This is a genomic window from Rhodococcus sp. ARC_M5, from assembly GCF_022810405.1.
In the GTDB taxonomy this organism is placed as follows: domain Bacteria; phylum Actinomycetota; class Actinomycetes; order Mycobacteriales; family Mycobacteriaceae; genus Rhodococcoides; species Rhodococcoides navarretei.
On the sequence record NZ_JALGQE010000004.1, the window covers coordinates 118,750 to 143,800 of the forward strand.

The 25,051-nt window shown below is 62.7% G+C and carries 35 protein-coding genes; 18 read left to right on the top strand and 17 right to left on the bottom strand.

Going from position 1 to position 25,051, the window contains the following annotated elements; translation table 11 throughout:
- Nucleotides 1-57: 57 nt before the first annotated feature.
- The 3 genes from MTX34_RS25960 to MTX34_RS08055 form a co-directional block, all read right to left on the bottom strand.
- The gene (locus MTX34_RS25960; RefSeq protein ID WP_243609017.1) at nt 58-1,161 is read right to left on the bottom strand and encodes a GGDEF domain-containing protein; all 1,104 of its coding nucleotides are present in this window, start codon (nt 1,159-1,161) and stop codon (nt 58-60) included.
- Between the two features lie 91 nt (nt 1,162-1,252).
- Nucleotides 1,253-1,471 (bottom strand): hypothetical protein, encoded by a 219-nt coding sequence (locus MTX34_RS08050; RefSeq protein ID WP_243609018.1) that lies wholly within the window; start codon nt 1,469-1,471, stop codon nt 1,253-1,255.
- Nucleotides 1,472-1,857: 386 nt separating this feature from the next.
- Nucleotides 1,858-2,721, bottom strand: coding sequence for a DUF559 domain-containing protein (locus tag MTX34_RS08055; RefSeq protein WP_243609019.1), 864 nt, complete (start codon nt 2,719-2,721; stop codon nt 1,858-1,860).
- Between the two features lie 566 nt (nt 2,722-3,287).
- On the opposite strand from MTX34_RS08055, the gene MTX34_RS08060 reads away from it, so the two are divergent.
- The 5 genes from MTX34_RS08060 to MTX34_RS08080 are packed head-to-tail and all read left to right on the top strand — an operon-like array spanning nt 3,288 to nt 6,681.
- The gene (locus MTX34_RS08060; protein ID WP_243609020.1) at nt 3,288-4,511 is read left to right on the top strand and encodes an alkane 1-monooxygenase; all 1,224 of its coding nucleotides are present in this window, start codon (nt 3,288-3,290) and stop codon (nt 4,509-4,511) included.
- On the top strand, nt 4,511-4,675 hold the full coding sequence (locus tag MTX34_RS08065; RefSeq protein ID WP_243596800.1) for a rubredoxin: 165 nt from the start codon (nt 4,511-4,513) through the stop codon (nt 4,673-4,675). The genes MTX34_RS08060 and MTX34_RS08065 overlap by 1 nt, the downstream gene beginning before the upstream one ends.
- Entirely contained in the window at nt 4,672-4,845 is a 174-nt protein-coding gene (locus tag MTX34_RS08070; protein WP_027495558.1) for a rubredoxin, read from the top strand. The genes MTX34_RS08065 and MTX34_RS08070 overlap by 4 nt, the downstream gene beginning before the upstream one ends.
- Nucleotides 4,842-6,050 (top strand): FAD-dependent oxidoreductase, encoded by a 1,209-nt coding sequence (locus MTX34_RS08075; RefSeq protein ID WP_243609021.1) that lies wholly within the window; start codon nt 4,842-4,844, stop codon nt 6,048-6,050. The genes MTX34_RS08070 and MTX34_RS08075 overlap by 4 nt, the downstream gene beginning before the upstream one ends.
- A 10-nt stretch (nt 6,051-6,060) precedes the next feature.
- Entirely contained in the window at nt 6,061-6,681 is a 621-nt protein-coding gene (locus MTX34_RS08080; protein ID WP_243609022.1) for a TetR/AcrR family transcriptional regulator, read from the top strand.
- 212 nt (nt 6,682-6,893) lie between these two features.
- On the opposite strand, the gene MTX34_RS08085 is transcribed toward MTX34_RS08080, so the two are convergent.
- Nucleotides 6,894-7,361, bottom strand: a complete 468-nt coding sequence (locus MTX34_RS08085) for an SRPBCC family protein (RefSeq protein ID WP_243609023.1) — start codon at nt 7,359-7,361, stop codon at nt 6,894-6,896.
- Between the two features lie 99 nt (nt 7,362-7,460).
- On the opposite strand from MTX34_RS08085, the gene MTX34_RS08090 reads away from it, so the two are divergent.
- Both MTX34_RS08090 and MTX34_RS08095 read left to right on the top strand, forming a co-directional pair.
- Entirely contained in the window at nt 7,461-8,069 is a 609-nt protein-coding gene (locus MTX34_RS08090; RefSeq protein ID WP_243609024.1) for a ClpP family protease, read from the top strand.
- Complete coding sequence (locus tag MTX34_RS08095) at nt 8,066-8,692, top strand: ClpP family protease (protein ID WP_243609025.1); 627 nt, start codon at nt 8,066-8,068, stop codon at nt 8,690-8,692. Before MTX34_RS08090 ends, MTX34_RS08095 begins: the two co-directional genes overlap by 4 nt.
- Here the strand turns inward: MTX34_RS08095 and MTX34_RS08100 are convergent.
- From MTX34_RS08100 to MTX34_RS08115, 4 genes are all read right to left on the bottom strand, one after another.
- Nucleotides 8,650-8,952, bottom strand: a complete 303-nt coding sequence (locus MTX34_RS08100; protein WP_308198155.1) for a helix-turn-helix transcriptional regulator — start codon at nt 8,950-8,952, stop codon at nt 8,650-8,652. The genes MTX34_RS08095 and MTX34_RS08100 overlap by 43 nt on opposite strands.
- A gap of 45 nt (nt 8,953-8,997) precedes the next feature.
- Nucleotides 8,998-9,435: a protein-tyrosine phosphatase family protein gene (locus tag MTX34_RS08105; protein WP_243609026.1), complete on the bottom strand. Its 438-nt coding sequence runs from the start codon at nt 9,433-9,435 to the stop codon at nt 8,998-9,000.
- Nucleotides 9,436-9,941: 506 nt separating this feature from the next.
- Nucleotides 9,942-10,604 (bottom strand): class I SAM-dependent methyltransferase, encoded by a 663-nt coding sequence (locus tag MTX34_RS08110; RefSeq protein WP_243609027.1) that lies wholly within the window; start codon nt 10,602-10,604, stop codon nt 9,942-9,944.
- A 40-nt stretch (nt 10,605-10,644) separates the two neighbouring features.
- On the bottom strand, nt 10,645-11,055 hold the full coding sequence (locus MTX34_RS08115) for an SRPBCC family protein (protein ID WP_243596806.1): 411 nt from the start codon (nt 11,053-11,055) through the stop codon (nt 10,645-10,647).
- A 131-nt stretch (nt 11,056-11,186) separates the two neighbouring features.
- Between MTX34_RS08115 and MTX34_RS08120 the strand changes: the two genes are divergently transcribed.
- Both MTX34_RS08120 and MTX34_RS08125 read left to right on the top strand, forming a co-directional pair.
- Entirely contained in the window at nt 11,187-11,858 is a 672-nt protein-coding gene (locus MTX34_RS08120) for a TetR/AcrR family transcriptional regulator (protein WP_243609028.1), read from the top strand.
- The gene (locus tag MTX34_RS08125; RefSeq protein ID WP_243609029.1) at nt 11,855-12,787 is read left to right on the top strand and encodes a TIGR01777 family oxidoreductase; all 933 of its coding nucleotides are present in this window, start codon (nt 11,855-11,857) and stop codon (nt 12,785-12,787) included. Before MTX34_RS08120 ends, MTX34_RS08125 begins: the two co-directional genes overlap by 4 nt.
- Nucleotides 12,788-12,916: 129 nt before the next feature.
- Here the strand turns inward: MTX34_RS08125 and MTX34_RS08130 are convergent, their stop codons facing one another.
- Nucleotides 12,917-14,125 carry a citrate/2-methylcitrate synthase gene (locus MTX34_RS08130; RefSeq protein WP_243609030.1) on the bottom strand — a complete coding sequence of 403 codons (1,209 nt, stop codon included), beginning with the start codon at nt 14,123-14,125 and terminating at the stop codon, nt 12,917-12,919.
- A gap of 89 nt (nt 14,126-14,214) precedes the next feature.
- Between MTX34_RS08130 and MTX34_RS08135 the strand changes: the two genes are divergently transcribed.
- The 3 genes from MTX34_RS08135 (at nt 14,215) to crcB (ending at nt 16,383) form a co-directional block, all read left to right on the top strand.
- Complete coding sequence (locus MTX34_RS08135) at nt 14,215-15,351, top strand: citrate/2-methylcitrate synthase (protein ID WP_243609031.1); 1,137 nt, start codon at nt 14,215-14,217, stop codon at nt 15,349-15,351.
- Between the two features lie 166 nt (nt 15,352-15,517).
- Nucleotides 15,518-16,018, top strand: a complete 501-nt coding sequence (locus MTX34_RS08140; protein WP_243609032.1) for a CrcB family protein — start codon at nt 15,518-15,520, stop codon at nt 16,016-16,018.
- Entirely contained in the window at nt 16,015-16,383 is a 369-nt protein-coding gene (gene crcB / locus MTX34_RS08145; RefSeq protein WP_243609033.1) for a fluoride efflux transporter CrcB, read from the top strand. The genes MTX34_RS08140 and crcB overlap by 4 nt, the downstream gene beginning before the upstream one ends.
- Before the next feature lie 3 nt (nt 16,384-16,386).
- Here crcB and MTX34_RS08150 read toward each other — a convergent pair whose 3' ends face one another.
- The 6 genes from MTX34_RS08150 to MTX34_RS08175 all read right to left on the bottom strand — a co-directional run bounded on the left by MTX34_RS08150 (nt 16,387) and on the right by MTX34_RS08175 (nt 20,054).
- A complete protein-coding gene (locus tag MTX34_RS08150; protein WP_243609034.1) occupies nt 16,387-16,854 on the bottom strand; it encodes a GNAT family N-acetyltransferase in 468 nt (155 codons plus the stop codon).
- A gap of 212 nt (nt 16,855-17,066) precedes the next feature.
- On the bottom strand, nt 17,067-17,402 hold the full coding sequence (locus MTX34_RS08155) for a hypothetical protein (RefSeq protein ID WP_243609035.1): 336 nt from the start codon (nt 17,400-17,402) through the stop codon (nt 17,067-17,069).
- Between the two features lie 161 nt (nt 17,403-17,563).
- On the bottom strand, nt 17,564-18,073 hold the full coding sequence (locus MTX34_RS08160) for a hypothetical protein (protein ID WP_243609036.1): 510 nt from the start codon (nt 18,071-18,073) through the stop codon (nt 17,564-17,566).
- Nucleotides 18,074-18,130: 57 nt separating this feature from the next.
- Entirely contained in the window at nt 18,131-18,700 is a 570-nt protein-coding gene (locus MTX34_RS08165; protein WP_243609037.1) for a cysteine hydrolase family protein, read from the bottom strand.
- Between the two features lie 254 nt (nt 18,701-18,954).
- Nucleotides 18,955-19,431, bottom strand: coding sequence for a DIP1984 family protein (locus tag MTX34_RS08170; RefSeq protein WP_243609038.1), 477 nt, complete (start codon nt 19,429-19,431; stop codon nt 18,955-18,957).
- A 149-nt stretch (nt 19,432-19,580) separates the two neighbouring features.
- Nucleotides 19,581-20,054 (bottom strand): MarR family winged helix-turn-helix transcriptional regulator, encoded by a 474-nt coding sequence (locus MTX34_RS08175; RefSeq protein WP_243609039.1) that lies wholly within the window; start codon nt 20,052-20,054, stop codon nt 19,581-19,583.
- 129 nt (nt 20,055-20,183) lie between these two features.
- On the opposite strand from MTX34_RS08175, the gene MTX34_RS08180 reads away from it, so the two are divergent.
- The 5 genes from MTX34_RS08180 (at nt 20,184) to MTX34_RS08200 (ending at nt 23,706) form a co-directional block, all read left to right on the top strand.
- Nucleotides 20,184-21,110: an EamA family transporter gene (locus tag MTX34_RS08180; RefSeq protein ID WP_243609040.1), complete on the top strand. Its 927-nt coding sequence runs from the start codon at nt 20,184-20,186 to the stop codon at nt 21,108-21,110.
- Nucleotides 21,111-21,495: 385 nt separating this feature from the next.
- On the top strand, nt 21,496-21,867 hold the full coding sequence (locus tag MTX34_RS08185; protein ID WP_243609211.1) for a PLDc N-terminal domain-containing protein: 372 nt from the start codon (nt 21,496-21,498) through the stop codon (nt 21,865-21,867).
- Nucleotides 21,868-22,073: 206 nt separating this feature from the next.
- Nucleotides 22,074-22,406, top strand: coding sequence for a hypothetical protein (locus MTX34_RS08190; protein ID WP_243609041.1), 333 nt, complete (start codon nt 22,074-22,076; stop codon nt 22,404-22,406).
- Between the two features lie 121 nt (nt 22,407-22,527).
- Nucleotides 22,528-22,704 carry a hypothetical protein gene (locus MTX34_RS08195; protein ID WP_243609042.1) on the top strand — a complete coding sequence of 59 codons (177 nt, stop codon included), beginning with the start codon at nt 22,528-22,530 and terminating at the stop codon, nt 22,702-22,704.
- A gap of 132 nt (nt 22,705-22,836) precedes the next feature.
- Nucleotides 22,837-23,706 (top strand): type IV toxin-antitoxin system AbiEi family antitoxin domain-containing protein, encoded by an 870-nt coding sequence (locus MTX34_RS08200; RefSeq protein ID WP_308198496.1) that lies wholly within the window; start codon nt 22,837-22,839, stop codon nt 23,704-23,706.
- Between the two features lie 23 nt (nt 23,707-23,729).
- Here the strand turns inward: MTX34_RS08200 and MTX34_RS08205 are convergent, their stop codons facing one another.
- On the bottom strand, nt 23,730-23,942 hold the full coding sequence (locus MTX34_RS08205; RefSeq protein ID WP_243609043.1) for a hypothetical protein: 213 nt from the start codon (nt 23,940-23,942) through the stop codon (nt 23,730-23,732).
- Between the two features lie 93 nt (nt 23,943-24,035).
- On the opposite strand from MTX34_RS08205, the gene MTX34_RS08210 reads away from it, so the two are divergent.
- A complete protein-coding gene (locus MTX34_RS08210; RefSeq protein ID WP_243609044.1) occupies nt 24,036-24,329 on the top strand; it encodes a hypothetical protein in 294 nt (97 codons plus the stop codon).
- Here the strand turns inward: MTX34_RS08210 and MTX34_RS08215 are convergent.
- On the bottom strand, nt 24,286-25,047 hold the full coding sequence (locus MTX34_RS08215) for an HpcH/HpaI aldolase/citrate lyase family protein (protein WP_243609045.1): 762 nt from the start codon (nt 25,045-25,047) through the stop codon (nt 24,286-24,288). The genes MTX34_RS08210 and MTX34_RS08215 overlap by 44 nt on opposite strands.
- Nucleotides 25,048-25,051 lie beyond the last annotated feature (4 nt).

The window sequence follows — 25,051 nt, forward strand, 5'->3', positions numbered from 1 at the left end:
CCTCGATCGGCGGCGTCGACCGGTTCCATCGCGGAACACGGTCGGCGCCGTCGTTCGTCACCGTTCGTCGGCGGGGCTGGTCGGCACCGGATCCGAACACTGTGCGACGCGATCTCCGCCCAATCTCTTGGCCCAGTACATCGCCTTGTCCGCCCGGCCGAGCAGTTCGTCGATGCCGGCCTCGACGCCCCTGGCTTCGACAACCGCATGGGCGACGCCTATCGACGCTGTCAATGGGGACCGATCGGTCGCGTCGCACAAGCGGATTCGCAGTTGCTCGGATCGTTCGATCACCGAGTCGAGGCCACCGAGGCAGACGACTGCGAATTCCTCGCCGCCGAGCCGAACCGTGACCGCCGGTGCCGGGAAGACGTCGAGAATGCGGCTCGCAGTCAGTCGTATGGCCGTGTCTCCGTGCTCGTGACCGAACCGATCGTTGACGGCTTTGAAGTTGTCGATGTCGATCACCACCGCGGTCACCACCGCATCCGTCCCGGGTCGACGGTCGAGGTTGCCGATCGCCGCGTCGAATCCCCGTCGATTCTGCATTCCGGTGAGCGGGTCGTAGAACGCGCCGGTGGCATCGCGGCGCAACAGCATCAGGAAGGAGTGGCAGATCAGCGGCGCCGAGAACATCACCAGGATCAGCATCACGAGATAAAGAGTGGTCCGTAGACGCTGTGCGGGGTCGTCGACCATGGCCGATGCGTAGAGAACCGCAACGGTGACGAAAGCGAACAGGTGATGCGCGGTGAACAACTCGGGGCCGTGAAATCCCACGACGTAGCTGCCCATCACCGTGAAGAGCGCCGCCATCGGCAGCATCTCGGACGGCTCGTCGACGGTGAGAAGTACTGCGGCGAGGACGATATCGGCGTACAGCACGAATGCGATCGACATTCGCCAGCTCGGCCAGCCGCCGATCAACCAGGCGACCCCCAGCGGAAGAATCGTGACGATGGTCGACCACAGCGCCCATTGCCCCGGGCCGCTGTCTCCGAGGCCCGGGATCGCCAGGGCGATCACAGCAGCAGCCGCGTAGACGAAGCAGAGGATCCCGATGAGGATCCTGGTGACGTGCAGTGCTTGCTGGGACCGTGCATACGCAACGTTCCACCCGTAGTCGACCGGGAGCGACCACCATTGGCGAAGACTGTTCACAGGTCTCGAGCAGCTTTCCTAGTGTCACGACGTAGATGGACAAGTCAACCACAGACGAAACCACCTGGTCCGCAAAGTGGGAAACTCGCGACTATCCCCGCATGCCGTCGGCCAACTCGAACACTCGGCCCGCGTAGGTCACCATGAACGCATCGAGCGCTTGCTGTGACAGTTCGGGGCACCCGGCTCTCCGAAAGAAGTGCTCCAGGTCCACCAGTCGATCCCCCAGTCCGACGCGTTGTCGATCCAGGGCCTCGAGCTCGACGACCAACGCCTTCAGTTCCTCGACCTTGCGCAGTACGTCGTTCACCGGATCACCGTCCACTTCACTGGGCCCACCACCGTCTATCGATTCGGCGGCGGAGCCGGGCTTCCCTTCCCAACCCCGCCGAACTCGACCCTACGCCCTATCGAACATTTGTGCGAACATCGATCTAGTTTGTACCATTCATCTTGTGCACGATCCGAGGAAGTGACCTACAGTCTGTGACATGCTCCAGAAAAGGGGTCAGAACGGGGTACGCCCGCCGGGTTCGACCGATCCAGTTCAGTTGGCGCTCTTAGCAATCCTCACGATTGCTGTGATCGCTCTCGTTGTTGTCGCCGTACAGCAGGGCCGCCTCTGACCGCGCACCCAAACGTTCACCATCGACCGCGATCGGCGACATTCCGCGTTCGTCACACGGTTCCGAACGCTCAGGTCCGGGGTAGCGACCGGCCGACTGCATCGATCGAACGTCGACGACGCCTGACCACCTCGATGATCTCGTCCACCACGCGCCGCGTATCGCCCATTGCCTGGACGGCCGAGTAGCGCAGCACCAACCATCCCTCCAGAACCATCTTGTTCTGCCGTCGACGATCGTTGTCGAAAGCCTGGCCCGAGATGTGGAACTCCCGGCCGTCGACTTCTACGATCACCCGCGCCCGGAAGTCCACGAAATCGCCGAAGTAGGGCCCCACCTGTGCGTTGATCTCGATGAAGAAATGTCGAGCGGACATCGCTCGCGCCACGACACGCTCCGCTTCCGATCGTGTCCCGAGGCAGCACAGACGTAATTGTCTCCGTACGGCTTTCATGCCGTTCATGCCGCGAGATGATTCGCAGACCGTAGCGATTCGACGCCGAAGGGCCGGCCGCGCAATGGCCGTATCGAAGAATCGCTCCAACTCCTCACCCGTCAGAGTCGCCGCGACGTCCACGAACACCTGAGCCAACGTCACCACTGGAAGCCCTCGGTGCCGGTCCGATTCGGGGAGGCGTCGGCGATGAATCTTCACCCAGTCCGGTGCCTGGTGCCGTGTCGACGGCGGCACCGTTGCCGTGACGTGCAGTGGCTCCTCCTCCACCAACCCCCACACCCACGCCGCGGTCAGATGGCTGAGGACGGCGTCGGGCTTCCACAGAGTCACCGCAGTGCACAGGTCCAGATAGTCGGGCTTTCCTGTCGCATAGATCCCGGGCAGCACTCGAATCAACTGACCGGACGCAGTTCTACGTGTGATGGTGCTGCGACTCGTCCCCCGAGCCATCAGGTCGACCGCGGTGTGTACCCCCATGCGAATACCGTGAACGATCCACGGTGCTTGCGCCAGTGGCGCTTTCGAAACCTGTGGATGGATCCGAGTTATCCACAGGCTGCCGCACCTCAACGTTCACTATCGACCCCGATCGGCGACATTCCGCGTACGGTGCACGGTTCTGAACGCTCACGTTCGCGCTTCCGACACGACGCTCGGGCAGGTTGCGCCGGTGTTGCACCGGCGCAACCGTTCGACCTCAGGATCCGAGGAGTGCACTCACTGCAGTGCTGCCGCTCTCGGCGCTTCCGCTGCCGATGAGGCCGAGGATGACGTCGATGATGATCTTGGCGATGAATGCGTCCATAACTACTCCTGTTGTGTAGTACCCCCGACGGGATACAGACGGACCTACGAGCGCCGTGGCCGCATGTGACCGGCCACAACGGATCGGAAGGTAGCAGCTGAAACTGTCCGAAGGGTGACGCTGTGGGCGCAACCACAGTTCACACCGCAATTTTACAAATCTGCACATTTGTCCAACAACATGACAAATTCGGTGTATTGTCCATTCCACAGTGATCGGCCTTACACGAGGAGTGACGATGACCGCATCGAATGTCGACGATCAGGCGCAGGCGCCGGTCGACGAATGGCACGACCGCAAGCGATACCTCTGGTTGATGGGCTTGATCCCACCCACGGCGGTGTTCATGGCCACCGGACTGGTGTGGGCTTTCAACCAGCTCGGCTGGAATGCGGTGTCACCGGTCTGGTGGTGGATCGGTGCCCTGCTCGTCTACGGATTGCTCCCGATCCTCGACCGGTTCTTCGGTCCCGACGGCGACAACCCTCCCGACGAGGCGATGAAGGCACTCGAGGAAGACAAGTACTACCGCTACTGCACCTACGCCTACATTCCGTTCCAGCTCGCCAGCCTGGTGTTCGCCTGCTACCTGTGGTCGGCCGACAACCTGTCGTGGCTCGGGATCGACGGTGGGCTGGGGCTGATCTCCAAGATCGGACTGGCCATCAGCATCGGCGTGATGGGCGGCGTCGGCATCAACACCGCACACGAACTCGGCCACAAGAAGGACAGCCTGGAACGCTGGTTGTCGAAAATCACTCTGGCACAGACGTTCTACGGCCACTTCTACATCGAGCACAATCGCGGACACCATGTCCGCGTCGCCACCCCCGAGGATCCGGCGAGCTCGAAGTACGGCGAGAGCTTCTGGGCCTTCTTGCCTCGCAGCGTCTGGGGCAGCCTCAAGTCGTCGTGGGAGCTCGAGAAGACTCGCATGGAGCGATTGGGCAAGAGCACGTGGAGCATCCAGAACGACGTGCTGAACGCGTGGCTGATGTCCGTCGTTCTCTACGCGGTGCTTGTCGCGGTGTTCGGTCCGATCATTCTGCCGTTCCTGGTGATTCAGGCAATCTACGGTTTCTCGCTGCTCGAGACGGTCAACTACCTCGAGCACTACGGCCTGCAGCGCCAGAAGAAGGAGAACGGCCGCTACGAGCGCTGCACCCCCGAGCACAGCTGGAACTCCGATCACATCGTGACGAACATCTTCTTGTATCACCTTCAGCGACACAGTGATCACCACGCCAACCCCACCCGTCGCTACCAGACCCTGCGCAGCATGGACGGGGCGCCGAATCTACCGAGCGGATACGCGAGCATGATCTCGTTGGCGTACTTCCCACCGGTGTGGCGCAAAGTGATGGACCACCGGGTTCTCGACCACTACGACGGTGACATCACGAAGGTCAACATTCAGCCGTCCAAGCGGGAGAAGATCCTCGCCCAGCACGGAGCCAAGTGATGGCTGCCTACGAGTGCCCGGTGTGCGAGTTCGTCTACGACGAGACCAACGGCGCTCCGCGCGAGGGCTTTCCGGCCGGCACTGCATGGTCCGAGGTACCCGAGGACTGGCCGTGCCCCGACTGCGGTGTACGCGAGAAAATCGACTTCAGGAGTAAGGCATGAAGCTCTACCGCTGCGTTCAGTGTGGATTCGAGTACGACGAGGAACTCGGCTGGCCCGAGGACGGCATCGAGCCCGGCACCCGCTGGGACGACATTCCCGACGACTGGTCGTGCCCCGACTGCGGCGCGGCCAAGGCCGATTTCGAGATGGTCGAGGTCGAGCGCGGGTGAGCACGCCCACGCCGCGCTCGATCGCAATCATCGGATCGGGTGCGACCGGGTACACCGCAGCCAAAACGCTACGCGCAGAGGGGTTCACCGGCTCCATCACGATGGTCGGGAGTGAACAGGCCGCGCCGTACCGTCGGCCGACGGTGTCCAAGGAATTGCTGACGGGAACCAAGTCGATCGACCAAGTTCAGCTGGGCAACCCGATCGACGGCGTCGACGTGCGCTCGGGCGTCACGGCAGTCGGCGTCACCGATTCGGCCGTGCTGCTCGACGACGGCGACCCGGTTCCGTACGACGCGCTGCTCCTGGCAACCGGTTCTCGGGCACGGCAACTCGATCTTCCGGGCCACGTGTTCACGCTCCGCGGTGTGGCCGATGTCGAGCCCTTGCACGCCGACATTCTGCGCACCGGATCACTGCTGGTGATCGGCGGCGGACTGATCGGGTGCGAGGCGGCCGCGGCAGCCCGATCGCTCGCAGCCGAGGTGACGGTGCTCGAGGCAGCGTCCGCTCCGCTGAATCGAATCGCACCGGCTGCAGTGTCGCAGATGTATCGAGACTTACACGCAGACAACGGTATTGAGCTGCACACCGATGTCGCCGTGACCAGTCTGGAGACACTGTCCGACGGCACCCTTCGTGCGACCGCGCAGGACGGACGCAGTTGGTCGGCGGGCACCGTACTGGTTTCCGTGGGGTCGGTACCGAACGTCGAACTCGGAGTGGACATGGGGCTCGAGGTCGGCTCCGGAATTCTGGTCGACGCAGAAATGCGCACGTCCACGCCGAACGTCTACGCCGCGGGCGACGTGGCAGAGGTACCCAATCGAATCCTCGGCGGCACGTATCGCAGCGAGCATTGGAACGGTGCGGTGGATCAGGCCACCCGGGCTGCCCGCTCGATGCTGGGGGTTCCGCCCGGTGATCTCGATGTCCCGTGGGGCTGGTCCACTCAGCACGGCCTCAACGTGCAGTTCGCAGGGTGGACCGGCCCCGACGACGAGTACGTGGTCGTTCGTGGCTCCATCGAGGATCGACGATTCACCGCATGCGCGCTGCGTGACGGCCGGCTCGTCGGGGCCATCGGGGTGGGTTACCCCAAGGACATCCGGCAGATCAGATCGCTCATCGCGAGCGGAGACCGCGTCGATCGGAGTCTCCTCGGAGAAGATTGGCTGGATCAGCCGCATGCGGTCGTTCGATAGAGTCGTGTTCATGCCCGCAGCCGAACAGACGTCGACCCCCGGTCGATACCGTGAAGCAGCGTCGACTCTTGCGCGCGATACCGCGCTCGATGCGCTGCGCGAGTTGTTGCACCAACGCAACTGGCGCAACGTGACGATGAGTCACATCGCCAAGGCTGCGGGTCTGAGCAGGCAGAGCCTGTACAACGAGTTCGGTTCGCGGCGCGGCGTCGCACAGGGCTACGCCATCAGATTGACGGACGCGTTCGTCGCGATGTGCGAAACAGCGCTGTACCAACACGAGAACGACGCGTCGGCCGCTCTGCGACAGGGTTTCTCGTCGTTCTTCCAGCTGAGCGCGCTCGACCCCCTCGTGCGATCACTGCACGGCGGCGACGCACCGGAGGATCTTCTGCGCCTGATCACCACCGACAGCGAGGTGCTCATCGACCGCGCGGGCGAGCGGCTGTCCGGGACATTCCAGCGCGGGTGGGTGGGCGCAACCCCACGCCAGGCCGACGTCGTCAGCAAGGCCATCGTTCGATTGGCCCTGAGCTACATCCCCGAGCCGCCCGACGACATCGACGCAGCAGCCGATGATCTGGCGCTGCTGCTCACGCCGTTCATCGATTCCATCACCGCGGACAGCTGACCTCGGCACCCGTCGTTCGCCCTCGCCTCCCGTACCCACTGACCTCGCGTACCCCGCTGACCTCCCGTACCCACTGACCCCGCGCACCCACTGACCCCGCGCACCCGCTGACCTCGCAAACGCGCGCGCGTTTGCTGGATGCGAGCGAAATCGGTAGCGAACCCGAACGCGTCTGACGAATGCGCGCGCGTTTGCGATCCCTTGCTTCAAGGTCAGCCCTCGGACTCCACGATTCGTTTGATTGCCGCCAGGGTCCGCGGGATGCCATCAAGTGCCGCCTGGCTGCGAGTGTCGATTTCCTGCTGCGCGTCGTCGCCGAACTTGCGGTGGAAGTAAGCGATGCCGTCGGGAAGGAAGTTCCAGTTCTCGGTCAGGCGTGTGCCACCGTCCACCGACTCGAGGGTGTAGCCCCAGCGTACGAAGTTGTCGCCCACCACCCAGGCGAATTCACGACCGGGCTCGGCTGCTGCCACTGTGGAGACCGTTTCCCACGTACGCCCCGGCACCACGTTGCGGCCGGTGAACGTCGATCCCACGCCACCGCCATCGGGTTCGTTCCACCAGCACTCCTGGCAGATCGGGCTCCATTCGCCTGTTCGGGTGATGTCGGAGACAACGGCGTACACGTCGTCGGCAGACGCAGCGACGACGACGGATTCGGAGAACTCGAGTGCAGTCATCTCACCATTGTCCCTCTGCACCCAACGAAGCTGTGAGCAGACTCGCTGCCCACAGCAGAACAATTGGCGTGCAACAGGATTGGCACTCAGACTCGAACCATGAGCGAATCACCCCGAATGTTTCCGCCCGAACTCCGCAACCAACTCCTGCGGCACCGAGTTCTGGTGCTCGACGGCGCACTCGACGACGACAACGGCACCGTCCTCACCACTCACCTGCTGACTTTGGCGGCAGAGAATTCCTCCGCCGACATCGCCCTGTGGATCCACTCCCCGGGCGGATCGGTACCCGCCATGCTCGCCATCCGCGATGTGATGAAACTCGTCCCCTGCGACGTCTCGACGCTGGCGCTCGGATTGGCCTGCAGCGCTGGTCAATTCCTACTGTCGTCCGGCGCACGTGGAAAGCGCTACGCGCTGCCGCATTCACGGATCCTGATGCACCAGGGCTCGTCGGGCATCGGTGGATCGGCTGTCGAAGTGGAGGTGCAGGCCAACGATCTGCGGCATACCCGAGATACGGTGCTCGGTCTCATCGCCGACGACACAGGACAGACACGGGAGCAGATCTTCGACGACTCCTTGCACGATCGCTGGTTCACCGCGCAGGCCGCCCGCGACTACGGGTTCGTCGACGCCATCGTCGATTCGTTCGATCAGGTCATGCCCGCGAGACGGGTGTCGTTCGGAATGGAGTTGGCACGATGAGCACGTACACGATCCCCAATGTCATCACCCGAGATTCGCGCGGCGAACGCGTCGTCGACGTCTATTCGCACTTGCTCAGTGAGCGCATCGTCTACCTCGGGACCGGGATAGACGCCGGTGTGGCGAATGCAATGATCGCGCAGTTGTTGCACCTCGAGGCCGACTCCCCCGACCAGGAGATTTCGATGTACATCAACTGCGAGGGCGGAGACACGGCCGCCATGTTGGCCGTGTACGACACCATGCAGTTCATCGGATCACCCGTCGCCACAACATGTGTGGGCCAAGCCGTAGCAGCGGGTGCGGTACTGCTCGCGGCGGGTGCACCGGGGCGACGCTCGGCACTGACCCACAGCAGGGTGGTGTTGCATCAGCCTGCGGCGCAGGGACGCGGGACCATCCCCGATCTGATTCTGGCTGCCGATGAGGTCGTGCGAGTCCGGTCCGAGATGGAAGCGATTCTCGCGAAGCACACAGGACGCGACGCGGCGAGGCTTCGGCACGACACCGACCGGGACCTGGTGCTTACGGCCACCGCCGCCCGCGAGTACGGCGTCGTCGACCAGGTTCTCGAGGGACGTCAGGCAGCCATCAACGTCGCGTCGCCTCGCGACAGGTCGTGATGCGCCAGGCCTGAGATGTCCGCCATCGATGTGCCCAGCGCACCGACAACGGCCGCGAGGATTTCGCTCGACGGATCCTTGCGGCCGCGTTCGAGCTCCGACAAGTACTGCGGCGCAATGCCTGCGCGCGCAGCGGTGTCGGCCAGAGTGTCGCCGCGGGCGTGCCGGCGCTCGCGCAATCGTCGGCCGACTACCTCTCGCCACAGCGGTTCCACCGTGCGCGGCGTTCGACGCTCATCCATTCGTATGACCTCGCCCATGATCGGAGCCTAAGCCTCGATTTCGTGACGGGTCGGCGATTCTGCTCAGAGCAGAGAACCTGGCCTGACGAACGTCTTCGCAAAGTGCTTCTGCCGCGGGGTCTCCATAGCCCGGTGTGAGTAGTTGCGCCGAACGTAGTCGACGGCGGCACTGCCGGGCATACCGTCGAGCGCCACGAGACACGCCAGCGCTGTGCCAGTACGTCCCACACCGCCGGTACACGCGATCTCGACCCGCTCGGTTGCGCAGCGACGCAGTGCTTCTCGTAGTACGGTCCCGAGTTCTTCCGAGTCGGACGGGAGCCAGAAGTCGGGCCATCGAACCCATCGGCTGTCCCAGTCGAAGTCGCCGGGATCCTTGCCCTGCAGGTAGACCCCGAAGTCCGGCAGTGGGCCGTCCGGCATCGAACCACGCAAGCCGCGTCCCCGAACTACGCTGCCCGACGGCAACTGCAGCACGCCCGGGTTGTGTCGATCCCACATAAGGCTCCTCCTTCCCCTGCGTCGACTTCTGGAAGTAACGATGCTGCGGTATCGTTCGCTTCACCAACCCGAAGCACTCACCGGCCCGCCTCCGATATGGCGTACATGATGACAATTCTGCACGAGAGGGCAATGCCCCCGTTCGTCCGATGAACCCCCACAGGCCGCGCAAGGCGCGGACCGATGGTTGGGCACTCCACTATCTGGCGCAGTGGCGGCGGCGAGTCGAGTATCTCGAAGATCGCGTCAACCGAAAACACAGAGCGGTGTTCGAGAATCGGGTGCCGATCTTGGCCGGGTTCACGGGATGTCCCGCATGCGACGGCCACTTCTCCGGCGACGGACCGCGCGATGCATTGGAACGACTCATGCGCCGCGATGGGCGTCGTGCCCACCGATTACGCGTCGCGGTGACTCGATTGGATCAGCGGTATCGTGACGTGACAGTCGAGATCGATCGGTCCAGGTCGATGCCGTGGTGGGAGCGCCGAGCACCGTGGGTGTGACTACCGCGGCGGCTTCGTCCACTCGATGGTGTGTCGAAACCCTATGCGGTGTCGCATCTTCGCGCCCGGTAGCCGCTTTTCGACGATGTCTCGGATTTCGTCGAAGCTCAACACTGGCTCTTCGACCGGGAACGGTGTCGATGCTGTCGCTGGGCTCGGCCACGGGCGGTGAATGAATCCGATCAATGGGTTGGTCACGATGGAGACCGAATCCCACAGGAGATCTCGTACGCTTCGGGGTGGCGCAAGCCCGACGATGAGCGCCCGACCGCCCGGCGCAAGAATTCGCCCGACATGATGCACGGCATCGTCGACATCGAGGTGATGCAGGACGGCGACCATCGTCACGAGATCGATCGAATCGTCTGCCCAGGAATCGAGTTGGCGATCTGTGATCGACACATTGTGTGCATCGGCGGAGGTGATCGCAGCGATTCGGCGCATCTCCGAATCGGAGTCTGCCCCGGCGACCTGATCGAAGTGTGGAGCCAACGCACGCACCAGACCACCTCGACCACAGCCCATGTCGACCGCACGGCCACGCCGGTCCGGCAGATTCGCCAGAATCCAGCTGTGAAAGTAGTCGTTGTGACTCCACGGGTGTCGCTCGTTCAGCTCCCGAACCCACTGGGCACCTCTGCCTCCGATAAGGGACGTCCCCATTCGTCTCAGCACCACGGGCCCCAGTATCCACTCGGCGTGGTCACTGAGCTTCCAACAACTCTTTGAGTCGTCTCAGATCTTCGGCGACCATGTCGAGATCGCGCTCGAATTCGTCGTCGCTGAGTTCGATCTGGCGGACCGTGAACAGAATCTCCGCCCCATTCGGATGACTCAGCACCCGTACAGGATTGTTCACTACGGTCCCTGAAGGCAACGTGACGTCATGATCGAGGACGCCGAGGTCGTTGTGAGGCACGAAACGGACTGTCACCTGCCCCATCGGCGATTCAGCGAGAAGTCGATCTCCGTCGACGGTCACTGCGCTGTTGGCCAATCCTGCTGCCCACCTGGGTAAGTTCGCGGGATCCGCCGCGAACTCGTACACCTCGTCGGGTGTGCACCCGATTACTTGGCTCACATGCCGACTTGCCACCACGAGTTCTCGATTCATAACCACGACCCTACGTAGGACGGGCCACGGCGTCTCAGATCTCCCAACGCGCAGGTATCGAACACCACTTGAACATGTTCAACAGAGGGTCTACCGTCAATTTTGAACACGTTCAGAAACGAGGCGAATCGATGGCACGCACGTCCGACACGCGAGGCAAGGTGGTCGAGGTAGCCCTACGCCTCTTTCGCGACGAAGGGTTTCAAGCGACCACCATGCGTCGCATTGCCGACGAAGCAGGCGTCTCACTCGGGAATGCGTACTACTACTTCGCCGGCAAGGACGAACTGGTCAGCGAGTTGTACGTGGTGATCCAGCGAGACCATCGCGAGCGCGCCCTCGACGTTCTCGTCGACGGCGCGTCGCTCTCCGACAACCTCGCTGCCGTCCTGCATTCCGGTCTGGACGTGATGGAGCCGTATCACGCCTTCGGCGGCTCCTTCTTGCACTTGGCACTGCCGACGAGCACGAGCTCCAGCCCGTTCTCGGAGGAGTCCTCCGACGCCAGGTCCATGGCCATCGACCTCATGCGAACCACCTTGGAGGCGTCGAAACAGAAGGTCCCGGCACCACTGAAAGACGCTCTTCCCCAACTACTCTGGATGCTCTACATGGGAGTCACCCTTCATTGGGTCACCGATTCCTCGGACAACCAGAGACGAACCCGCACCTTGGTCGACGGGCTCGTACCCGTCGCAGCCAAAGCAGTGCGCCTCGCACGCCTCCCGGTGGCACGGGGGTTGGTCACCGACGTGGCCGGCCTGCTGAAACGAGTGACATCCCCAGAAGGGCTCGAACAATGAGTGATTCACCCTCGACCGTCGTCCTGTGCGGCGCCTCCGGCTACATCGGCGGGTACCTACGTCGGCACTACCGAGAACGCGATATTCAGGTCAGGACCATTGGTCGCGGATCGTCCAGCGACGCAACGTGGTCCGACCACCGCAGTGTCGTCGAGGTTCTCGACGGGTCCGATGTCGTCGTCAACCTGGCCGGTCGCTCGGTGAGCTGTCGCTACAACAAGAAGAACGCGGACGAGATCATGTCGTCGCGAATTCAGACGACGGCCCAACTCGGCCGCGCCATTGCCGACGTAGAGAACACACCTCGATTGTGGGTCAACGCCAGCACCGGCACCATCTATCGCGACTCGCGCGACAGGCCGATGGACGAACGATCCGGCGACATGGGATCGGGATTATCGGTCGAGGTGGCTCGCGCCTGGGAACGCGAGTTGTTCGACGCCGATGTAGCGATCCGCAAGGTGGCGCTTCGCATGTCGATCGTCTTGGGCGCAGGCGGCGGGGCCATCAATCCGATCATCGATCTGGCCAGAGTGGGGCTCGGCGGCACGATGGGCGACGGCGGCCAGATCTTCAGTTGGGTGCACGTCGCCGATGTCGCACGCGTCCTCGATCACCTCTACGACAACACCGATCTCTCCGGCCCGGTCAACGTTGCTACTCCGTTCCCCGTCACCAACGAGGAGATGATGCAGCAGGTCAGAAGTACCCTGGGCCGCAATCACGGTCTACCGACACCTGCGTGGCTACTCCAGTTCGGTGCACGGGTGATCCGGACGGAGGCCGAACTGGTTCTGAAGAGTCGCTGGGTCGACCCGAAAGTGCTGATAGACAGCGGTTTCGAGTTCCACTATCCGAAGCTGAACAGTGCACTGGCAAACGTCGCATCCGAGACACCACGAGGATTGCTCCCTGTCGCCCTGGGATGACGACCGCGCGCGGAAACGACCGGAACCAGGACGTGCCCTACTACATCACCTGGCCTGCAACTGAACCGAGGTTGCCGCCGTGCATCGGCAACTGCATGCTGCGTTCGCTCTACTGGATTGCCCGACGCGTCAGTAGGCTTTCGGCCGCGTTCCTGTGTAGATGCCCGGTACTCGAAAGCGAAGGGGCGCTTCGTCGTATTCCTCGAGGGCGTGTGCCGTCCAACCCACGATGCGGGCGAGGGCGAACACCGTTTCCGGGGTGTCCGCCTCGAGACCGTAGGCACAGGTCATGGTGGAAAGCGCGAAGTCGAGATTGGGAAACGTATCGAATCGATCGCTGACCTCGGCGATGACGACGTCTGCCGCTGTGATCACCGCGGGTTCCGCGCCGAGATCGGGATCGTGGAGTAACCGCAACAGTTCCTCGGCACGTGGATCTCGATCGGTGTAGATGACGTGGCCGAAACCGGGAACTCGTTCTCCGGACCTCAATTGTGTTGCCAGAGCACCGATCGGATCGACAATTGCCGTCTTCAGGAACCGATACACCGGTTCGGCTGCGGAGCCGTGCAGGGGACCGTCGATACATCCGAGCCCCGCCGAGACGATCGAATACAGATTGGCGCGGGTGCTCGCCGCGACACGGACCCCGAGCGTCGATGCCGCGAGGCCGTGGTCGGCAGTCAGGTTCAGAGCTGCGTTCAACACCTCGAGCCCGCCTGGGTGCGGCCTCTCGCCTGTCACTGCATCCCAGACCGATTCCGCTACCGGACGTTCCGCGGATCGCGCTCCCAACGCAGCAGACACGGTCGCCAACAGCTGTCCGGCCTCCCGAACAACCGAGGCGGATCCGGTGTCGAATCGCATGGGGCGAAATGTCGACACGACGTCGACCGCGATACGTATCCGATCGATCGACCGACAGTTCGGAGCCAGGAGCGCTATCGCATCTCGACACCGTTGTACTACAGCATGATCCGTGACGATGTGCACGTCGTCCAGCAGGTCACCCGTCCAGACGAAGTGTGCAACCGACTCGAACGGGCGAGAGCTCAGCTCGACGGCATCACGACCTCGGTAGTACAGATGCCCGTTCTCGATCAGCGTGGTCTGTGTCCGAATTCGTTCCACCGCACCGATATCGGTTCGGCGGGCCGAGTCACGGCCCGCAAGCGATTCCACCTCGTCGACGTCGAACACGCTCCCCCGCACACCGGGTAGTCGCGTACTGGTCAGCAGTCCGCGGCTGACGTAGGCGTACACCGTTTCCGGCTTGACGCCCAGCCGTGCAGCCGCTTGGGCTGTGGTGAGTAGATTTCGGCCGTCCGCGTGGGTCATGGGCGTCTTTCATATTGATGCAATCAACATTGACAATAATCAACGTTAGCGCGGATCGTGGTGCTTGACCAGCGCGAAGGAGTGCAACCATGACCGTGATCGAAGCCCCGAGAGGGCTCCACAATGTCGTCGTCACCACCACGTCGATCGGGGACGTGCGAGGCGACGAAGGTTTCTACCATTACCGCCAGTACTCGGCCATCGACCTGGCTCTGACAGGCACGTTCGAGGACGCCTGGTTCTTGATGGTCGAGGGTCGGTTGCCGGACGGCACCGAGCGCGCGGAATTCCTGCGCACGGTAGCGCCCTTGCGAGTGCTACCGGACGACGTCGCAGCGGCCGTGCGGACGGTGGCGACATCAGGTCCCGAACAGCCCCTCCTCGCGTTGCGGACGGTGTTGTCGGGGCTGGCCGGCGCGGTACCGCTGTACGAGTCGTCGGAGTCGGACAAGCGGACGACGGCCCTGCGGCTGTGCGCGATGACACCCACCATTCTGGCTGCGGTGCACAGGATTCGGTCCGGTAAGGAACCCGTCGAACCGCGGCAGGATCTGATGACGGCTCAGAACTGGTTGTACATGATCACCGGAGATGCGCCCGACGCGGCCAGCGCCCGAGCGGTCGACCGCTACCTCACCGCCACGATCGATCACGGGTTCAACGCGTCGACTTTCACTGCGCGAGTCGTGGCGTCGACGGGGTCGGACATCGCATCCGCAGTGTGCGCCGCGATCGGTGCCTTCGCGGGCCCGTTGCACGGAGGTGCCCCGGATCGCGCCCTCGACGGGTTGGACGAGATTGCCGACGTCGACTCCGCCGATGCGTGGGCGCGTTCCAAAATCACGGCAGGCGAGCGCATCATGGGATTCGGTCATCCGGTGTATCGCACCGACGATCCCCGATCGGTGATGCTGCGCGAGACGGCGCAGGAGATGGGCGGGGACCTCATCGACAAGGCCGTGCAGGTCGAGAAGATCATCGCTGCTGCGCTCGAAGATCTCAAGCCCGACCGCAAGTTGTACGCCAATGTGGAGTACTACGCCGGCGTCGTGATGGAACTGTGCGGAATTCCGCGATCCATGTTCACTCCGACCTTCGCGTGCAGCCGGATGGTGGGGTGGTGCGCCAACATCGTCGAGCAGTCTCACGACAGCAAGATCATCCGGCCGATCGCCCGCTACGACGGCCCTGCGCCTTCGGCAGTGGAGCGGGTAAGTGCCTCCTAGGGCACTTACCCGCTCCACTGCGGCGAGGCCGCACCGCGGTATGCCATGATGGAAACGCACCTCGGTGTGCAGCGGCGGTGGGGCTCGCCGTAACCGAACCTCGGTCTTCGCGCCGACAACAGTCCCTGTCTCGGCACTCGCATGTCCGCAGATAGGGAGCAGGTTGATGAACGATTTCGACGAGCACAGCGATACCGCGGCCGATCGGGCCATGCCTGTGGACCCGGACGGCGTCGAAACGGCGCGCCCTCTACACGTACAGCCGGCGGCAATTGCCGCAGTTGCTCTCGGCGGTCTGGTGGGCACCGGCATACGCTACGGCGCGGAGTCGGCCTTCCCGTTCGTATCCGGTTCGTTCCCCTTCACCACTCTCGTCATCAACATCACCGGCGCGTTCATCCTCGGGATGTTGCTGGAACGGCTTGCCTTGTCCGGACCGGACAGTGGCTTGCGACGACGGATACGGCTGTGTATCGGCACCGGGGTACTCGGCTCGTACACCACCTACAGTTCGTTCGCCCTCGAGACCGTGGAGCTGGTGCAAGATCATCGCGTCGTGGCTGCCGCGGTGTACATGACCGTCAGCGTGGTCATCGGTACGTTGGCGGCCGGGGCGGGCATCGTCTGCGCGCAACGGTTCGGTACCCGCGCGGAGGAGAAGCAATGATCGCCCTGTGGGTCGTGCTCGCCGGAAGTGCCGGTGCAGTCAGCAGATTCGTCCTCGACGGCGTCATTCGGTCACGACTGAAAACCGAGTTTCCCTACGCCACAGTGCTGATCAACATCACCGGATCGGCCGTACTCGGTGTCGTAGCAGGGTTGGTGGCGTTCCGCTCGGCACCGGAACAGGTGCAGGCCATCGTCGGCGTCGGATTCTGCGGCGGCTATACCACTTTCAGCACCGCGAGTGTGGAGACCGTTCGCCTGCTCGAACGGCGTCGCTACGGTCTCGCTGCGTACAACGCGATCGGCACGGCGCTCTGTACTACCGCGGTTGTCGGTGTCGCGATGGTCGCGACGGCGTACATCTGATTGTCACAACTGCGCCCGCATAGCAGGAAAGGCGCTGGCAGCGAAACCGTTTCGCTCGTATATGCCCTGCCCTGAGGGCGTCGCCATCAGCTCCGCTCGTGCAATGCCGGTTTCCCGAGCCCAGTCCATCACCGCAGCGAACGCTCTGCCGCCGAACCCCTGACCTCGAGCTTCGGGTGCGGTGCACACATTGCTGATCAGGACATCACGTCCATCCGGTGAGAGAGGCGAGGGTGCAGCGTCTCGAACGGCACCCATGGCGCAGGCTACGACCACGCCGTTGTGTTCGACGACGACAATGCGGTAGTTCGCATCGTCCAATCGGTCGACGAACCAGTCGAATGCATGTGCGCGCCAAAGTTGGTCGTCAGGGGCACTGCCCATCGATCGAAACATTTCGGCGCGCAATTCGACGAGTGCGTTCACGTCGCCCATACACGCCCGCCGAACCGTCACACCGACCTCACCCATGATGCTCACCTCATCCCATCGCCGCCCCTGACCCCAGCCTGGTGTACACCGGCTCAACGATCAAAGCACCCGGTCACTGGATATCACCGTGAACGCTACTGACACGCGTGGCGAGATCCGAATATTCGACGATGAGTCCTGACGCGTCGTACCGTACTGGGAAACAGGCAATTTCGGTCGAGCATTTCCACCCTGCGCTCCGTAGCGCAGGTTCACAAGGTCTCGATCTTGGCGAACGGGTAGCCACCGATAACCACAGCGACGAACACATAAGCTGCCAGCCCTGCCAACTCCCACGTTGTTCTCTCTCGCTGGAAGTCGGAGAATATCCACAACAACGGTGCCAGCAGCAGAATGGCTGCAGCGACGCCGCACACTACGAACAGCCTGTTCGCTCGTGCACGTAGGTGCGGCGTGGTCTTCACCCGGTCCGGTACGTCTTTGCCGTAGTAGTCCGGATAGAGAACTTTGCCGCGTAGCCCCACTGACGAACCGAAGCCGAACGCGACGATTCCCACGATCAGCCCCAGGGCGAGTGCAGTGTTCACGACGGTGCCGCTCTCATGTCGGTGACATCGGAACCGAAACGTATGAACCCATGTACAGCAAGACACCCGCGCTCAACCGATCGTCCATACCGCACGGTATCAAATCGACATCGATCGAGTGCGCCACGACTACTGTCGCCGTTCGGTCGGTTTTCGAGTGACTACATTCCCCCACGAACGATCCGCACGTACTCTCTCCATCCCTCCAAATAGGGCTGCAGATCATCGATCTCGATCAGAGCGATGTCTTCGACGGGGCAGTTCCGGCTTTCGATGACGATCGAGACGCCGTCGATCTCGCCGGACGCCCACCATCGCTGGAGTCCACCCCACTTCTCGAACTCCACGCTCACACCGTTGCAGGGAATTGACACGGCGATCCCGGGAGCGTCCCGGACCAATCTGTGTCGGCTCCGGTAATCGGGCTCCCTCGGGGAAATTCCGGTCGCACGTTCGATCGCGCGAACCACCTCCCATCGAGAATCTCCGACCACGGTGTCGATCTGCACAGACACGTCACCGTCAGGAATGCCGTGCACGAGTCCGGCGGACGAGAGTCGGTCGTCCACCCATCCCCAGTGCCCGATCATGATGGGGCCGATCCACTCCGCCAGTCCGAACACACGAACCTGCCGAGCTTCCGAAAGCATTCGGCTCTCGAGCTGACTCATGTGTTCCCAGAACTCATCCGGGGACAGTCGGCCGGTCACTTTCATTGCGCGCCTTTCTCAGTCCGTGAGAAAATCCTCTGTAGTCACGACCGTCGCGAACTCGCCGTGCAGATTCGTCGCGGTGATGGTCGACAATGTCGCTGCCGGAACGGTGGTTCCATCAGGCCCCATCCGATCGAATGTGTGCGTGGCGTCGATGACGAAGAAGGTGTCGTAGCCGAGGTTGCCGGCCATGCGTGCCGTTGTCTCACAGCAGTGGTTGGTGGTGATCCCGCAGATCACCACCTGATCGATACCCTCACCTCGAAGCCAGGCGTCGAGATCCGGCGTGCCGTAGAAACTCGAGTTGACCCGCTTGCTGATCAAGAGATCAGGTGTCCCGTCGAGGATCTTCTTGAAGGAATGCCCCGCACCAGTCGGCGACAATGGAGACTGCGGGTTCTCGGAGTCATGTCGAACGAACACGATCGGCCACGCCTTCGATCTCCACAATCGTAGTAGTACTGCAATATTGCTCTCGCACAATGGGTTGTCACGCGGACCCCAGAACTCGGAATCATCGAACCCGGACTGCACATCGATGACGATCAGTGCGGGTCGATCGAGATCGGTCGGTACGGAATTCATACCATGCAGGCTATCCGCCAACCTTCATCCTGACCATATCGCCGGGTGGCCCCTTACCCACCCTCGTTCCCGTTCGATCAGCACACGGTAGTGCGACGTGCGCGGTGCACCGTCCTGCGTGAGTTGTAATGAGCTGCACTGTGACCGGGCGAATACCCGAAACGCTGCTCACCACGCGGGAGAGAGGCCGGAAGACCGCCGGCCACGGTACGTGCTCGCCTCGAACGAAAACTACCTACAACCCGGCGTCCGGCTCACTCGTCGATCAGGTCGAATTCCCAGTTGACGCGTTGAATTTCCAAGTCCACGAGCCGAATACGCTTGGCGATATCATCGGCAGTAGAACGCAACTCGGCAACTGGAAGAGCTGCCACGTGCACCAACTCCGATCGCAGTTGGCGCGGTCCGTATCGACGCTCCTGATCGCGCCCCGACGCCGCATCCGCCGCGGCGGAGATCGCCTTGTGGCGCATACGTAGTACGTCACGCGATGCCAGCGCGTCCGTGATGGTTCCGTCTTGCACTGTCGCGGCGCTGTTCGTCCGGTTTATCCGACGGATGAGAACTTCGAGGCGGTCGAGAGCAATCATGTACTCCGACAACAGACCGACAGCATTCTCGGCCGGTAATTCACCATCCTGGTGGCGGGCATTCGCCAGAATTCGAGCTTTCACATGCTCGGCGCGCTTGATCAGTTCGCCTCGTTCTGCGAGGGCCTCGGCAAGCTTCATGATCTGCACCTCGGGCCAATAGCACCGAAGGTGGAATGACTGCGGGCGCTCATGCGCCTTTCGACGTGTCGAATCTGTTCATGGTTCAACAAATACCACAGTTCATCTACATACGGAAGGGCCTGTGCGAGTGACCGATCGACACACCTCTACCGAAGATCGGAGAGAAGTCGCTTCAACAGGCCGGCAAGCTGGCTTCGCTCATCCGGATTCAGCGCCCTCAGCAGAGCCTCCTCGTTGGCAACGTGCGCGGGTAACGCGGCATCCACAACGTCGAGTCCGGCCGGTGTCAATTGCACGATGATCACCCGACGATTCGTCGGGTCGATTTCTCGTTCGATCAGTCCTTTGTCGGTCAGTCGGTTCAAACGATGCGTAACAGCGCCGGACGTCACCATCGCACTGTCCAACAACTGTCCGACAGTGAGGCGATGCGGGGCCCCGGTACGCCGGAGCGTCGCAATCAGATCGAATTCACCTGGTTGCAAACCGAATTCGGCCAACACCGCGTGAATGCGCTTGTCCAGAACCGATGCCGCTCGGCCGATACGCCCGATGACCGCCATAGGGCTGACATCCACATCGGGTCGCTCGACCTTCCACTGTTGCAGGATCCTATCCACTGCATCGTGCGCCTCCTCCGACACCGACGAACCCCTCACTGCCGAACCGTTGACTTCGGACCAGCATACGCCTACGTTTCAACGCTAGATAGTTCAACGTTAAGAGATCAATTCGTCGGGAGTCGAGAGATGTGGGCGTCACGCACCAAGACACGGTCGAGCCACCCTCTCGAGCTCCAGGGCGCGTCCTCGCCCCTCGGAATCACAGCCGCGGCCGCTCTGGCTCCGGTTGTTTGGGGCACAACATATGTGGTGACTTCAGAGCTTCTTCCGCCGGACCGACCCATGACTGCCAGCGTCCTTCGCGCTGTTCCCGCCGGGCTACTGCTCCTCCTCATCGCACCGGGCATTCCCGGCCGAGGTTGGCGACTGAAGACCACGGTCCTCGGCGTGTTGAACATCGGATTATTCTTTCCGATGTTGTTCGTGGCGGCCTACCGACTACCCGGCGGGGTCGCTGCAGTAGTCGGTTCTGCGCAACCCCTCGTCATCATCGCGATGTCCACTGCGCTCGGGTGGGGACGGACGCGTCCCGTCCAGATCGGATGCGCCCTTGTCGCCGTCGCCGGGGTCGCGCTGACGACGATGACGAGCGCTGTTCATCTCGACGCGATCGGACCCGCCGCCGCTGCCATGGGTACCGCCAGCATGGCGACCGGCATCGTCCTCACCAAGCGCTGGGGCGTGCAGCAGAACACGAGTCCGCTCAATTCCACTGCCTGGCAACTACTTGTCGGCGGGATGGTGATCTGCCCGTTGATCCCGATCGTCGACGACGGTCCGTGGGCCATCGATGCGAAGGCTGCACTCGGCTACGCATGGTTGTCGGTGATCGGCGGCGCGATGGCGTACGCGCTCTGGTTCAGAGGTGCCCGCGCGCTGCCGTCTGCGAGCATCTCCCTTCTCGGCATCCTCAGTCCACTGACCGCGGCCGCGGTCGGCTGGATCGTGTTGGGACAGAACATGACAGCACTTCAGTGCACGGGCTTCGTCGTCGCACTCATCGGTTCGATAGCCGGGCAGTTCATCACGACGCGTCCGCCGCGACCGACGTAGTCGGGCTGAGTAATCGAACACCACGGCCCGCAACAACAACCCCGACTCGAGACTGTGGACGGTGTCGGCGAACGGAATGATCCGCTCGTCGAGTTCTCCATCGAACCAGCACATTCGATACGGAGACGGCACGCGCTGTCATCGGCGGATAGAGACGATTGTTCCGTTGACCCAATCGGAATCTTCATGTTCGAGGGATCGTCCGTGTTCGAGGCAGCGGTCCAGTTCACCTACCCGGCAGTGCTTCCTGGAACACGGCCCCTGGACCCGTCGAAACTCCCGGCATCGAAACGACCGCAGGGCTGAATCGGCCTGTCGGATTCTCGACAACCCCGCTACGATGCTCGGTACATCAGACCGAACGGTCTGGAACATGGAGGATCACATGCCGTATTTCGGTCTGCTGGTGATGTTGCTGTGGGTGTTCTGCCTGATCGACGTGATCACGGCCGACGACGGCGGAGTGCGATTTCTCCCGAAGATCGTGTGGCTCTTGCTGGTGGTGTTTCTCCCGCTCGCCGGCTCGCTGGCATGGCTGTTCGCCGGACGTCCGATAGGTGGCGGAATCTGGGGAGGTGCCGGCGGCGGCATCCGGCGGGTGAGCAATTCTGCGTTTCCGGAGTACGAGACGCGCCCTGGTCGTCAGGCCGCACAGAATCCTGATGCCGACGCGGAATTCCTTCGGCAGTGCCGAGAGCGTGCTGAGGAGCAACGTCGACTCGAGCGCGAGCGCCGGAAGCGAGATCTCGAATTCTGATCATGATCACCGGTCAGCATCGACTCCGTGGAAAGGGACGGTGTCCAGTACACGCGACCGACGAACGTTTGCAGAGCAACGCTCGAAACCAGCGCAAGAACTATCAGACCGTCTCGCATGATCACGACGGAGCTGTGGGGCGCTGCGGATCGCGTGCCTCAGTCATCCTGGCAGCTCAGAACCCTTGGTCGCGTATCGTACCGAGCATGTTGTTTGTCGGTTTTGTGGTCGCCGCGCTCGGTGCGTGGATGATGACCGTCGCGACGAAACAATTGTCACGCGTCAACGAAGGCCACCGTCTACCCATGATCATCGGAAGGTTTGCGGTCCGCCCCCCGTTCGCGGCCACGGCGCTTCGAGTGGGAGCTCAGACTGCAGCCCTACTCGCAACGCTGATTGTCTTGAACGCGACGTGGAACTACACCGCACCCTGGCCTTCGACCATTGCCGCCGCTACGACTCTCACTGCACCAGTTGCCATTCCAGTCATCGCCATAACCTTGGCCCACAATCGACGCCTGCCGGCCCCGGGACGGTGAGTCTCCTGCACCTCGCTCCCATCACTGAAGAAGAGTCAGCCGCTCGATTCGATCGAAACGAGCATGTTTCGGCCACTGTCGAAAGCACCTTGCCACGCGCGCATCGGGGCGTACTGTCCCGGTGAAAATCACCGGCCCGGACACCGTCGATGCGAGCGGCAAGGGGTCGTTCCGCGGCCTCGACTCCTATTCGGTCGGTCCCATCCCCTTCGTGCGGTTCGAGAACGAGTGGAAGGTCTCTCGCGCCTTCGCCTGCAGAGTGGTCGGCGCATTCGATGGATCCGACGCCTGCGCGTGAAGGGCCTCACCTGCAACTGCCACCACGCCTACCACCGACCATCGACAGAATCCGGTGCAGCCAGCCGCGCTGAGCGCGGTCAACTGCACCCGATTTTGTTCGTGGAACCGCTTCGACGCAGTGAACGTCCAAATGGACATGCTCGATCATTGGTTGTCGCAACACGACGGCGTGATCACCCGTGCCCAGGCGGCGATCTGTGGCCTGAGCGGTGATGCCGTCGACCGTTTGGTACGCAGAGGCACATGGCAAACGATTCACCGCGGGGTGTATTTCGTTGCAGACCGCCCCTTCACCGCAGATGCGCGTATTCGATGCGCCGTGTGGAGTGCGGGAACGAACGCCGTGCTCAGCGGGGAAGCCGCGGCGTTCTGGCACCGAGTGATTTCCGAGGCACCGAGCATCATCGAGGTCACCACCCCACGCAAGGGGCGAAGCCGCGCGGAGGGATGCCGGCTTCGCCGACGCGACATTCACAGCAAGGACATCGTCGAACGCCGCGGGATGCGGGTCACGTCGCTCGACCTCACTGTTCTCGAAGCGTCGATCGGCAAGGCTCACATCATGGATCGCGCACTTCAGCGACACACGAATCTGGAGGGACTGCGGCAGGCAGATGCCCGAAACCCAGGCCGCGCCGGAGCCTCCGAAGCGAAGCGTCTGCTGAAGGTCGCGGCGCATGGCGCCCGCTCGGAGGGTGAGCGCCTGCTGATCGGCGAATTCCGGTCCCGCGATATCCGCGGCTGGGTGGCCAACTTTCGATGGGGCGGATACGAACTCGACATCGCTTTCGCTGCAGAGATGGTCGCGATCGAAATCGACGGTTGGGCGTATCACTCCGATCACGACGCATTCCAACGGGATCGAATCCGACAGAACGACATCACTCCGAATTGGACGATCCTCCGCTACACCTGGTTCGACCTCACCGAGCGGATGGAACACGTGATCGCGGAAATTACCTCGACAGTTGATCGAATCCGGTGCAGCCAGCCGCGCTGAGCGCGGTCAGTTGCACCCGATTTTCATCGACGCGCGGACTCGGGCGGACGGTACGACCCATCGAGTCGACGTCGGATACGGCGAATCGCCTTCCATCCTGCGGGCGTCACCGCGGTGCTGATGATCGCGCCGAGCATGACGCCCTGCGACAGGGCCGACCACTGGCCGGGGCTGTCGCCGAACAACGGCCACTTGTACACGAGCGCAAGGACCGCAAGAAACACCAGAGCACGCATACTTGCACCCTCCCATGACATAGTCAGCGCCGCGAACTATCCGGTATCGTGGTGAGAACGGGCACAGCGGACCACACGAGGTCGGAGGCCGAGATGCAGAAGCCGTTCCGTGAGTGGGTCATGACCGGGGCCTTGAGCAAGAGATGCGGTGCAACCCGAGCGGACTACATCAATGCGCTGGCACTTGTCCCGGCAGTCGGTGTCGGTTTCCTGTTGGTGCACTTGATGATCGACTCGGGCTCCACAGCACTCGATTACGCAGCGGGATGCTTGGGTGGTGCCATCACAGGCTTGCTGTATCTCTACGTCGCGTACCGGGTCGATGTGCGCAAGAAACGCGGGCCTACCCCTGCGCCGCCGCTAGGTGCTCGGCCGACACGGCTTTGAGGTGCGTCAAATCCGATGCCACGGTCGCCAGGGTGAATCCCTCGGACAGTCGCTGCGCAGCAATACTTCCCGAAGCAGTGTGAATTCCCGCAGTGATACCTGCTGCGGCAGCGGCCTTCTGCACTCGTACCAGGGCCGCGTCGAATTCGGCGTCGACGGAGGGGTCCGTGGGCGATGATCCGCCGACGGCCAGGCGCAGGTCCGAGGGTCCTACGTAGACGCCGTCGAGTCCTGGCACAGCGCAGATTTCTTCGACATTGGCCAAACCTTGTGGAGTTTCGATCATCGCCAGCACGACGGTATCGCGGTTGGCGGCGGCGGGATCGGGCCCAATGCGTAGTTGTGAGCGCATCGGTCCATAAGAGCGGATGCCTGCCGGCGGGTAGGTCGCTGCGGATACCGCGGCGGCGGCATCGGCAGCGGTGTCGACGAGTGGAACGATGACACCGGCCGCACCGGCGTCGAGTGCGCGGCCGATGACGGTGGCGTTGTTGGCCTCGACGCGAACGAGGGCGGCGGGTCCGTGGGCGGCGTCGATGGCCGTGATCCCGGCGAGCATGCCGGAGTATCCAATCAGGCCGTGCTGGAGGTCGAGGGCGATGTAGTCCCAACCCACGTGCGCGAGCCATTCGGTGGAGACCGGACTGTCGATCACCGACCAGTAGCCGAGGATGCGCTCGCGGTTACGAACACGGGCCGCGAATTCCTGTGCAGACATTGAA

Bases quoted from the DNA above. Each gene is read 5' to 3' on its own strand.
- MTX34_RS08055 (WP_243609019.1), bottom strand. From the start codon at position 2,721: ATGGGGGTACACACCGCGGTCGACCTGATGGCTCGGGGGACGAGTCGC.
- MTX34_RS08060 (WP_243609020.1), top strand. From the start codon at position 3,288: ATGACCGCATCGAATGTCGACGATCAGGCGCAGGCGCCGGTCGACGAA.
- MTX34_RS08065 (WP_243596800.1), top strand. From the start codon at position 4,511: ATGGCTGCCTACGAGTGCCCGGTGTGCGAGTTCGTCTACGACGAGACC.
- MTX34_RS08070 (WP_027495558.1), top strand. From the start codon at position 4,672: ATGAAGCTCTACCGCTGCGTTCAGTGTGGATTCGAGTACGACGAGGAA.
- MTX34_RS08080 (WP_243609022.1), top strand. From the start codon at position 6,061: ATGCCCGCAGCCGAACAGACGTCGACCCCCGGTCGATACCGTGAAGCA.
- MTX34_RS08085 (WP_243609023.1), bottom strand. From the start codon at position 7,361: ATGACTGCACTCGAGTTCTCCGAATCCGTCGTCGTCGCTGCGTCTGCC.
- MTX34_RS08090 (WP_243609024.1), top strand. From the start codon at position 7,461: ATGAGCGAATCACCCCGAATGTTTCCGCCCGAACTCCGCAACCAACTC.
- MTX34_RS08095 (WP_243609025.1), top strand. From the start codon at position 8,066: ATGAGCACGTACACGATCCCCAATGTCATCACCCGAGATTCGCGCGGC.
- MTX34_RS08100 (WP_308198155.1), bottom strand. From the start codon at position 8,952: ATGGGCGAGGTCATACGAATGGATGAGCGTCGAACGCCGCGCACGGTG.
- MTX34_RS08105 (WP_243609026.1), bottom strand. From the start codon at position 9,435: ATGTGGGATCGACACAACCCGGGCGTGCTGCAGTTGCCGTCGGGCAGC.
- MTX34_RS08110 (WP_243609027.1), bottom strand. From the start codon at position 10,604: ATGGGGACGTCCCTTATCGGAGGCAGAGGTGCCCAGTGGGTTCGGGAG.
- MTX34_RS08115 (WP_243596806.1), bottom strand. From the start codon at position 11,055: ATGAATCGAGAACTCGTGGTGGCAAGTCGGCATGTGAGCCAAGTAATC.
- MTX34_RS08120 (WP_243609028.1), top strand. From the start codon at position 11,187: ATGGCACGCACGTCCGACACGCGAGGCAAGGTGGTCGAGGTAGCCCTA.
- MTX34_RS08125 (WP_243609029.1), top strand. From the start codon at position 11,855: ATGAGTGATTCACCCTCGACCGTCGTCCTGTGCGGCGCCTCCGGCTAC.
- MTX34_RS08130 (WP_243609030.1), bottom strand. From the start codon at position 14,125: ATGACCCACGCGGACGGCCGAAATCTACTCACCACAGCCCAAGCGGCT.
- MTX34_RS08135 (WP_243609031.1), top strand. From the start codon at position 14,215: ATGACCGTGATCGAAGCCCCGAGAGGGCTCCACAATGTCGTCGTCACC.
- MTX34_RS08140 (WP_243609032.1), top strand. From the start codon at position 15,518: ATGAACGATTTCGACGAGCACAGCGATACCGCGGCCGATCGGGCCATG.
- crcB (WP_243609033.1), top strand. From the start codon at position 16,015: ATGATCGCCCTGTGGGTCGTGCTCGCCGGAAGTGCCGGTGCAGTCAGC.
- MTX34_RS08150 (WP_243609034.1), bottom strand. From the start codon at position 16,854: ATGGGTGAGGTCGGTGTGACGGTTCGGCGGGCGTGTATGGGCGACGTG.
- MTX34_RS08160 (WP_243609036.1), bottom strand. From the start codon at position 18,073: ATGAGTCAGCTCGAGAGCCGAATGCTTTCGGAAGCTCGGCAGGTTCGT.
- MTX34_RS08165 (WP_243609037.1), bottom strand. From the start codon at position 18,700: ATGAATTCCGTACCGACCGATCTCGATCGACCCGCACTGATCGTCATC.
- MTX34_RS08170 (WP_243609038.1), bottom strand. From the start codon at position 19,431: ATGAAGCTTGCCGAGGCCCTCGCAGAACGAGGCGAACTGATCAAGCGC.
- MTX34_RS08180 (WP_243609040.1), top strand. From the start codon at position 20,184: ATGTGGGCGTCACGCACCAAGACACGGTCGAGCCACCCTCTCGAGCTC.
- MTX34_RS08185 (WP_243609211.1), top strand. From the start codon at position 21,496: ATGCCGTATTTCGGTCTGCTGGTGATGTTGCTGTGGGTGTTCTGCCTG.
- MTX34_RS08190 (WP_243609041.1), top strand. From the start codon at position 22,074: ATGTTGTTTGTCGGTTTTGTGGTCGCCGCGCTCGGTGCGTGGATGATG.
- MTX34_RS08200 (WP_308198496.1), top strand. From the start codon at position 22,837: ATGGACATGCTCGATCATTGGTTGTCGCAACACGACGGCGTGATCACC.
- MTX34_RS08205 (WP_243609043.1), bottom strand. From the start codon at position 23,942: ATGCGTGCTCTGGTGTTTCTTGCGGTCCTTGCGCTCGTGTACAAGTGG.
- MTX34_RS08210 (WP_243609044.1), top strand. From the start codon at position 24,036: ATGCAGAAGCCGTTCCGTGAGTGGGTCATGACCGGGGCCTTGAGCAAG.
- MTX34_RS08215 (WP_243609045.1), bottom strand. From the start codon at position 25,047: ATGTCTGCACAGGAATTCGCGGCCCGTGTTCGTAACCGCGAGCGCATC.